The sequence below is a fragment of the Streptomyces thermodiastaticus genome (genome assembly GCF_014656135.1).
GTDB lineage: Bacteria > Actinomycetota > Actinomycetes > Streptomycetales > Streptomycetaceae > Streptomyces > Streptomyces thermodiastaticus.
The window spans coordinates 24,712-31,757 of the sequence record NZ_BNBV01000044.1; the positions used below are offsets into that span (position 1 = coordinate 24,712).

Here is a 7,046-nt window from a genome sequence, read left to right on the forward strand (position 1 = left end):
GCCGTAAGGTGAGACATATGAACGATCGCATGGTGTGGATCGACTGCGAGATGACCGGCCTCTCGCTGTCCGACGACGCGCTCATCGAGGTGGCCGCCCTCGTGACCGACTCCGAGCTGAACGTGCTCGGCGAGGGGGTCGACATCGTCATCCGCCCGCCGGACGCGGCGCTGGAGACGATGCCGGAGGTGGTGCGTCAGATGCACACCGCGTCCGGCCTGCTCGACGAACTGGCCGGCGGAACGACCCTGCAGGACGCCGAGGAGCGGGTCCTCGCCTACGTACGGGAGTATGTCAAGGAGCCCGGCAAGGCCCCTCTGTGCGGCAACTCGGTCGGCACCGACCGCGGCTTCCTGCTGCGCGACATGCCGACGCTGGAGAGCTACCTCCACTACCGCATCGTGGACGTGTCCTCCATCAAGGAACTGGCCCGGCGCTGGTACCCGCGGGCGTACTTCAACAGTCCCGAGAAGAACGGCAACCACCGGGCCCTGGCCGACATCCGCGAGTCCATCGCGGAGCTGCGCTACTACCGGGAGGCCATCTTCGTCCCGCAGCCCGGTCCCGACTCCGACACCGCCAAGGCGATCGCAGCGAAGTACGTCCTGCCTGCTCAGCACGGCTGAGAGGGCGCGCCGGAGGGGTACCGCCACAGATGTGCGCGAGCACCCCTTCGGACCCTGTACACTTTTTCTCGGCCGGTCGGGGAAACCACGAAGCAGTCAGCCGCCGGTCGTGGTGGGTGTAGCTCAGCTGGTAGAGCACCTGGTTGTGGTCCAGGATGTCGCGGGTTCGAGTCCCGTCACTCACCCTGAGTCAGGAAGCCCCTGATCCGCTCGAATGCGGATCGGGGGCTTCCTCGTTCCTCCGTGCGGCCGAAGCGTGGCCGTGTCGCGACGGAACCACCGGGTGCCTGGCGGTACCCGCAGCACCGCACACGAACCCCGGGTACGGTCGGCACGGGCCGCCGGCCGGCACCCTGCGGAGGCCCCCCATGCTCACCGAACCCGTCCGCACCGCCCGTGTTGACCTGGTGCCGCTGCGGGTGGATCACGCCGCGGAGATGGCCGGGTGCTTTCCGATCCGGCGCTGCACACCTTCATCGGCGGTGCGCCCCTGAGCGCGGCGGAGCTGAGGGAGCGTTACACCCGGCTCGTCGCCGGCTCCCCCGACCCGCGCGTCCGTTGGTGCAACTGGGTGCTGCGCCTGCGGGACGAGGGGCGGCTGACCGGGACCGTGCAGGCCACGGTCACCGAGCGCGCCGAGGGCACGGTCGCCGAGATCGCCTGGGTCGTGGGCACTCCCTGGCAGGGACGCGGCCTCGCCACCGAGGCGGCCCGCGCGCTGGTCGGTCTGCTGCGCGGGCACGGGGTGCGCACGGTCCTCGCCCGCATCCATCCGGCCCACCACGCCTCCGCCGCCGTGGCCGGCGCGGCCGGCCTCGCCCCGACCGGCGAACTGCGCGACGGGGAGATCACCTGGCGGCTGGACTTCCCGGAGTGAGGCACGGCGGGCCCGGTGCAGCCGGGCCCCTCTCCCGCGCGGGCTACGACGAGGCGCGCACCACCAGCTCGGTCGGCAGCACCGCCCGGTGCGGCTGCGGGGAGGGGGCGGGGGCGGAGCGGTGATCGGCGATCTCGGTCAGCAGCAGGTCGATCATCGCGCGGCCCATCTCCTCGATGGGCTGGCGGACACTGGTCAGCGGCGGATCCATGTGGCGGGCGATGGCCGAGTCGTCGTAGCCGACCAGGGCCACGTCCTCGGGGATCCGGCGGCCCGTCTCCCGCAGCACCTGGCGGGCGCCGGCCGCGGTGACGTCCGAACCGGCGAAGACGGCGTCCAGGTCGGGCACCCGCTGAAGCAGCCGTGCCATGGCGCGACGGCCGCCCTCCTCGGTGAAGTCGCCCGGTTCGACGAGGAGTTCGTCCACCTCACAGCCCGCCTCCCGCAGGGCGTCGCGGTAGCCGTCGACGCGGCGCTGGGCGCCGTAGACGTCCAGGTGGCCGGTGATGTGGGCGATGCGGCGGCGGCCCCGGTCGAGCAGGTGCTGCACGGCCGAGCGGGCGCCGCCGTAGTTGTCGGCGTCCACCGAGGGCAGCGTCTCCTCCGCCGAACGCGGGCCGCTGATCACCGCCGGGATCTCCAGCTGGGCCACCAGATCGGGCAGCGGGTCGTCGGCGTGCACCGACACCAGCAGCACCCCGTCCACCCGGTGCGCGGCCAGGTACTGCGCCAGGCGGCGGCGCTCGCGGTCGCTGCCCGCGAAGATCAGCAGCAACTGCATCTCCGTGTCGGCGAGTTCGGCGCCGACACCGCGCAGCATGTGGGAGAAGTACGGTTCCGCGAAGAAGCGGGTCTCCGGTTCGGGGACGACCAGCGCGATCGCGTCGGTGCGGTTGGCGGCCAGGGCACGGGCCGCGGTGTTGGGGACGTACCCCAGTTCCGCGACCGCGGCCTCGACGGCGGCGCGGGTGGCGGCGCTGACCCGGGGCGAGCCGTTGATCACCCGCGACACCGTGCCGCGGCCCACACCGGCCCGGGCGGCGACCTCCTCCAGGGTCGGCCGTCGACCGCGCCTGCCCCGGCCCGTGTTGACCGCCATAGTCGCCGCCTTCCGTTTTCAGCCGTCACGCCGTCAGTCAGCCAGGAATGTAACAGCCGGGCCGATGTGCTCCCGTTCCATCGTCCCTCGCAGCGGCGGCTCCGTCAGCGCCCGGCCGGCCGGGACCCGGGCGGGCACGCCCCTTCCGGGTCCGGGCACGCCTGACCGGGGCCGGGCGCCGGCGGCTGCGCCCGGCCCTCGGGGACCGGCCGTCCGGGCCGGAGCCGCTCGGGGACGGACGGGCCGGAGCGGGTCCCTTCAGGCCCGAGGGGAGACCCGGGCCCAGGAGGGGTGCCTGATCCGGGCGACAGGCTCGCGCCTCACTGTGTGCCGGCGGCCTCCGGCAGGGCGTTGTGACGGATCACTCCCGCGTACCAGTGGGCGCTCGCCTTGGGGATGCGGCGCTGGGTGGCGTAGTCGACGTAGTACAGGCCGAAGCGCTTGGAGTAGCCGTAGCCCCACTCGAAGTTGTCCAGCAGCGACCACAGGAAGTAGCCGCGCACGTCGGCACCGTCGGCGATGGCCCGGCGCACCGCGTCGAGGTGGGTGTGCAGGTAGGCGATGCGGCGGGGGTCGTCGACCCGGCCGTCCTCGGTGACCTCGTCCTCGAAGGCGGCGCCGTTCTCGGTGACCATCAGCGGCAGCCCGGGGTGCTCGGCGGCCAGGCCGGTCAGCAGCGCGTGCATCCCGTCGGGGTCGATCGCCCAGTTCATCGCGGTCAGGTCGTCGTTGGCGAGGTGGAAGGCGACGTCCTCGCAGCCGGTCCACGGGGTGTGGTCGCTCGCGCCGTGCCCGTCGTTGCTCGTCGAGCCGACGCCGTCGGCGGCGTGGGAGACCACGGTCGGCGAGTAGTAGTTGACGCCGAGCACGTCGATCGGGCGGGAGATCTCCTCCAGGTCCCCGTCGTGCACCAGCCGGTCCCAGTCGACCAGGTGCGCGGTGTCCGCGAGCAGCCTCTCCGGGTAGGCGCCGTCCAGGATCGGGCCGGTGAAGATCCGGTTGCCGACGGCGTCGATGCGGCGGGCGGCGTCGACGTCCTCGGGGCTGTCGGTCAGCGGGCGCACCTGGTGCAGGTTGAGCGTGATGGAGGTCTTCGCCGAGGAGGGCAGGTTGGCGCGCAGCGCCGCGATCGCCTTGCCGTGCGCCAGGTTCAGGTGGTGCGCGGCACGCAGGGTGGCGGCCGGGTCGGTGCGCCCCGGGGCGTGCACGCCGGAGCCGTAGCCGAGGAACGCCGAGCACCAGGGCTCGTTGAGGGTGGTCCACAGACCGATCCGGTCGCCCAGGCCGCGGGCCACGATCTCGGCGTAGTCGGCGAAGCGGTCGGCGGTGTCGCGGTGCGGCCAGCCGCCGGCGTCCTCCAGCTCCTGGGGCAGGTCCCAGTGGTAGAGGGTGACGACCGGGGTGATGCCCGCGTCCAGCAGCTCGTCGGTGAGCCGGCGGTAGAAGTCCAGGCCGCGCTCGACGCCGGGCCCACGGCCGGTGGGCTGCACCCGGGACCAGGAGACGGAGAAGCGGTAGGCCTTCAGGCCGAGCTCCTTCATCCGCGCCACGTCGTCGCGGTACAGGTGGTAGTGGTCCGCGGCCACGTCACCGGTGTCGCCGTTGAGGGTCTTGCCGGGGGTGTGGCTGAAGGTGTCCCAGATGGAGGGGGTGCGGCCGTCCTCGGTGGCGGCACCCTCCACCTGGTAGGCGGCGGTGGCGGCACCCCAGACGAAGCCCGGCGGGAAGGAGCCGTCCGCTGCCGTCCGGGCGGTGGTCTCGGGTCGTACGGCGGTCATATGAGAGCGCTCCCATAGTGATGAGACGGGGTTCGGTCGGGTCGGGCCGGCGGGCGGCCCGGCCGGAAGGCGGTCCGGCGGGTGTGGGGGAGAAAGAGGGTCGGGGCGGGGGCGGCCGCATGGGCCGGCCCCCGCGCAGGCGACGGGCGGGTCCGGTGGGAGTATGCAGGTACCCCGTCGGACCCGCCCCCGCTCGCCTCGGCCCTGGTTACGGCGTCAGCCTTTGACGGCGCCCGCCATGATGCCTCCGACGATCTGCTTGCCGAAGATCACGAAGACGAGCAGCAGCGGCAGTGTGCTGATGAGCGCACCCGCCATCACGATGCTCTGGTCGGGCGTGTAGGAGGCCTGGAGCTGGCCGAGGGCCACCTGCAGGGTCGGGTTGTCCGGGCTCAGGGCCAGGAAGGGCCAGAAGAAGTCGTTCCAGGCCTGGACGAAGGTGAGCATGCCGAGCACCATCATCGCGGGCCGGGCCACGGGCAGGACGACGCTCCAGACGATGCGGAGGTTGTTCGCGCCGTCCACCTTGGCCGCCTCGATCAGCTCGTAGGGCAGCGCCTCGATCAGGTACTGGCGCATGAAGAACACACCGAAGGCGCCCACCAGGGTCGGGAAGATCACCGACTCCAGCTGACCGCCCCAGCCGATGTCCGACATCATCATGAACAGCGGCACGACGCTGAGCTGCGGCGGGATGGTCAGGGTGGCGACGACCGCGGTCATCAGCACGTTCCGGCCGCGGAAGCGCATCTTGGCGAAGGCGTAACCGGCCAGGGTGCAGAAGAACAGCGTGGCCACCGTGATGCTGCCGGCCACGATGACGCTGTTGACGATCGCCTTGCCCAGGTGGGCCTGGTCCCAGGCGGACTGGAGGTTGGCCCACAGCTTGCCGCCCGGGACGAACGGCGGCGGCGAGTCCAGGACCCGCTGCTGGTCGTGCGAGGCGGCCACCAGCGTCCAGTACAGGGGGAAGACGGAGCCGAGCCCGACGACGGCGAGGACGATGTAGGTGAACGGGCCGGCCTTGAGCTGCTCGCCCGCGCCCATGACGAACCGGTTGCGGCGCTTGGGCGCTTCGGGCGTGAGGGGCGCACCGCCGGGGGCGGCCGCGGTGTCCGGGAAACTGGTCGTGGTCATGGAAGTCGCTCCCGTCAGGCCGCGCTCTTGCGCACGAACCGGCTGACGATCCAGTTGATCAGGGCGATGAGCAGCAGCAGTACGAGCATGGCCCAGGCCACGGCGGCGGCCGGTCCCAGATGCCCCAGCTTCCAGCCGTACTGGTACAGGTAGATGCTGAGCGTTTCGTACTGGTTCTGGTTGCCTCCGGTGGAACCGTTCGAGCCGCCCTCCAGCAGCAGCGGCTCACCGAACAGCTGCATGGAGCCGATGGTGGAGATGACGATGGTGAACAGGATCGTCGGCCGCAGCGAGGGAATGGTCACCTTGCGGAACTGCTGCCAGCGGCTGGCCCCGTCGATGGCGGCGGCCTCGTACAGGTCCTTGGGGACCGCCTGCATGGCCGCGAGGTAGATCAGGGCGTTGTAGCCGGTCCACCGCCAGATCACGATGACCGAGATGGCGATCTTCGACGTCCAGTGCCCGTTGGCCCAGTTGATGTCGCCGAAGCCGACGAAGTGCAGCAGCCAGTTGAGCAGGCCGCCGTCGACGCGGAACACCAGGGAGAAGACCAGAGCGGCGGTGGCCACCGAGGTGGCGTACGGGGTGAGGACGACGGTCCGCCAGAACGTGGTGGCGCGCAGCTTGTAGTTGAGCAGGTGGGCCAGGCCCAGCGCCATGAGCAGCTGCGGGGTGGCGGAGATGACGCCGATGACGAAGGTGTTGGCGACCGCCGTCCAGAACTCGCTGTCCTGCAGGATCTTGGCGAAGTTGTCCCAGCCGACCCACTCGGACTGGTCCAGGCTCGTCATCTCCACCCGGTGCAGGGCGATCCAGCCCGTGTAGATCAGCGGGTAGAGCCCGAAGGCGCCGAAGACGAGGAAGAAGGGCGCGATGTAGGCGTACGGGGATGCTTTGTCGTCCAGGCGCCACAGACGGGTGCGCCATGTGCTGCGTCCGGTGGGTGCGCCCACCGCGCCGGACGGCGGGGTGTGGGCGCCCCGTGCGGGGGTTGTCGTTGCCACGGAGGGAGTCCTTCCCTGCAAGGTTTCGGCCGGGGCGGGCCAAGGGCGTGAGGCGCGCCGGCGGGCCGGCGCCCGGCCCGCCGGGTGCGCGGATCGGTGCGGCGCCGTGCGGCCCGTGCGGACCGGTACGGTCCGGCGGTTCGTGCCGGCCTGACGTGCGTGGGGGCGGGGCCCGGCCGGTGAGTGCCGGGACCCGCCGCCGGGGCGCCGCGCCGGCGGACGCCCGGCGTGCCGTGAGCCGGCCGGTGCCGGCCGGCGGCGCGGCGAGCGGGGCTGGGGGTCGGTGCGCCGCACCGCACCACCGGGTGCGGTGCGGCCGGCACCGCGAAGCCGGGTGGCCGGAAGCGCCGCGGACGCGAGCCGCCGGACCCGTCGTCGACGGCCGACGGCCGATGACCGGGCCCGGCACGGACGGACGGCGCCGGGACGGACGCCGGACCCGGTGCGGGCGGGCGGCGAACCGTCACCGACGACGACCGGCGGGCGGACCCGGTGCGGGCGGCCGGCGGCGGCCCGGGCCCGCGG

Annotated in this window: 5 protein-coding genes, 1 tRNA gene and 1 pseudogene; 3 read left to right on the forward strand and 4 right to left on the reverse strand. The window is 72.4% G+C overall.

The window, feature by feature from the left end; genetic code table 11:
* Positions 1–17 precede the first annotated feature (17 nt).
* From orn to IE286_RS25740, 3 genes and pseudogenes are all read left to right on the forward strand, one after another.
* Positions 18–626: an oligoribonuclease gene (gene orn, locus IE286_RS25730; protein ID WP_189799164.1), complete on the forward strand. Its 609-nt coding sequence runs from the start codon at positions 18–20 to the stop codon at positions 624–626.
* Positions 627–738: 112 nt separating this feature from the next.
* A tRNA-His gene (locus tag IE286_RS25735) sits at positions 739–811 on the forward strand.
* A 183-nt stretch (positions 812–994) separates the two neighbouring features.
* A pseudogene (locus IE286_RS25740) lies at positions 995–1,503 on the forward strand (GNAT family N-acetyltransferase).
* A gap of 43 nt (positions 1,504–1,546) precedes the next feature.
* On the opposite strand, the gene IE286_RS25745 reads toward IE286_RS25740, so the two are convergent.
* From IE286_RS25745 to IE286_RS25760, 4 genes are all read right to left on the reverse strand, one after another.
* Complete coding sequence (locus tag IE286_RS25745; protein ID WP_189799165.1) at positions 1,547–2,602, reverse strand: LacI family DNA-binding transcriptional regulator; 1,056 nt, start codon at positions 2,600–2,602, stop codon at positions 1,547–1,549.
* Positions 2,603–2,922: 320 nt separating this feature from the next.
* A complete protein-coding gene (locus IE286_RS25750; RefSeq protein WP_189799166.1) occupies positions 2,923–4,380 on the reverse strand; it encodes a GH1 family beta-glucosidase in 1,458 nt (485 codons plus the stop codon).
* 216 nt (positions 4,381–4,596) lie between these two features.
* Positions 4,597–5,517: a carbohydrate ABC transporter permease gene (locus IE286_RS25755; RefSeq protein ID WP_189799167.1), complete on the reverse strand. Its 921-nt coding sequence runs from the start codon at positions 5,515–5,517 to the stop codon at positions 4,597–4,599.
* 14 nt (positions 5,518–5,531) lie between these two features.
* Positions 5,532–6,521, reverse strand: a complete 990-nt coding sequence (locus tag IE286_RS25760) for a carbohydrate ABC transporter permease (RefSeq protein ID WP_189799168.1) — start codon at positions 6,519–6,521, stop codon at positions 5,532–5,534.
* Between the last annotated feature and the right edge of the window lie 525 nt (positions 6,522–7,046).

Excerpts from the sequence above, each read along its gene's own strand:
- orn (WP_189799164.1), top strand. The coding sequence starts at position 18 with ATGAACGATCGCATGGTGTGGATCGACTGCGAGATGACCGGCCTCTCG.
- IE286_RS25745 (WP_189799165.1), bottom strand. The coding sequence starts at position 2,602 with ATGGCGGTCAACACGGGCCGGGGCAGGCGCGGTCGACGGCCGACCCTG.
- IE286_RS25750 (WP_189799166.1), bottom strand. The coding sequence starts at position 4,380 with ATGACCGCCGTACGACCCGAGACCACCGCCCGGACGGCAGCGGACGGC.
- IE286_RS25755 (WP_189799167.1), bottom strand. The coding sequence starts at position 5,517 with ATGACCACGACCAGTTTCCCGGACACCGCGGCCGCCCCCGGCGGTGCG.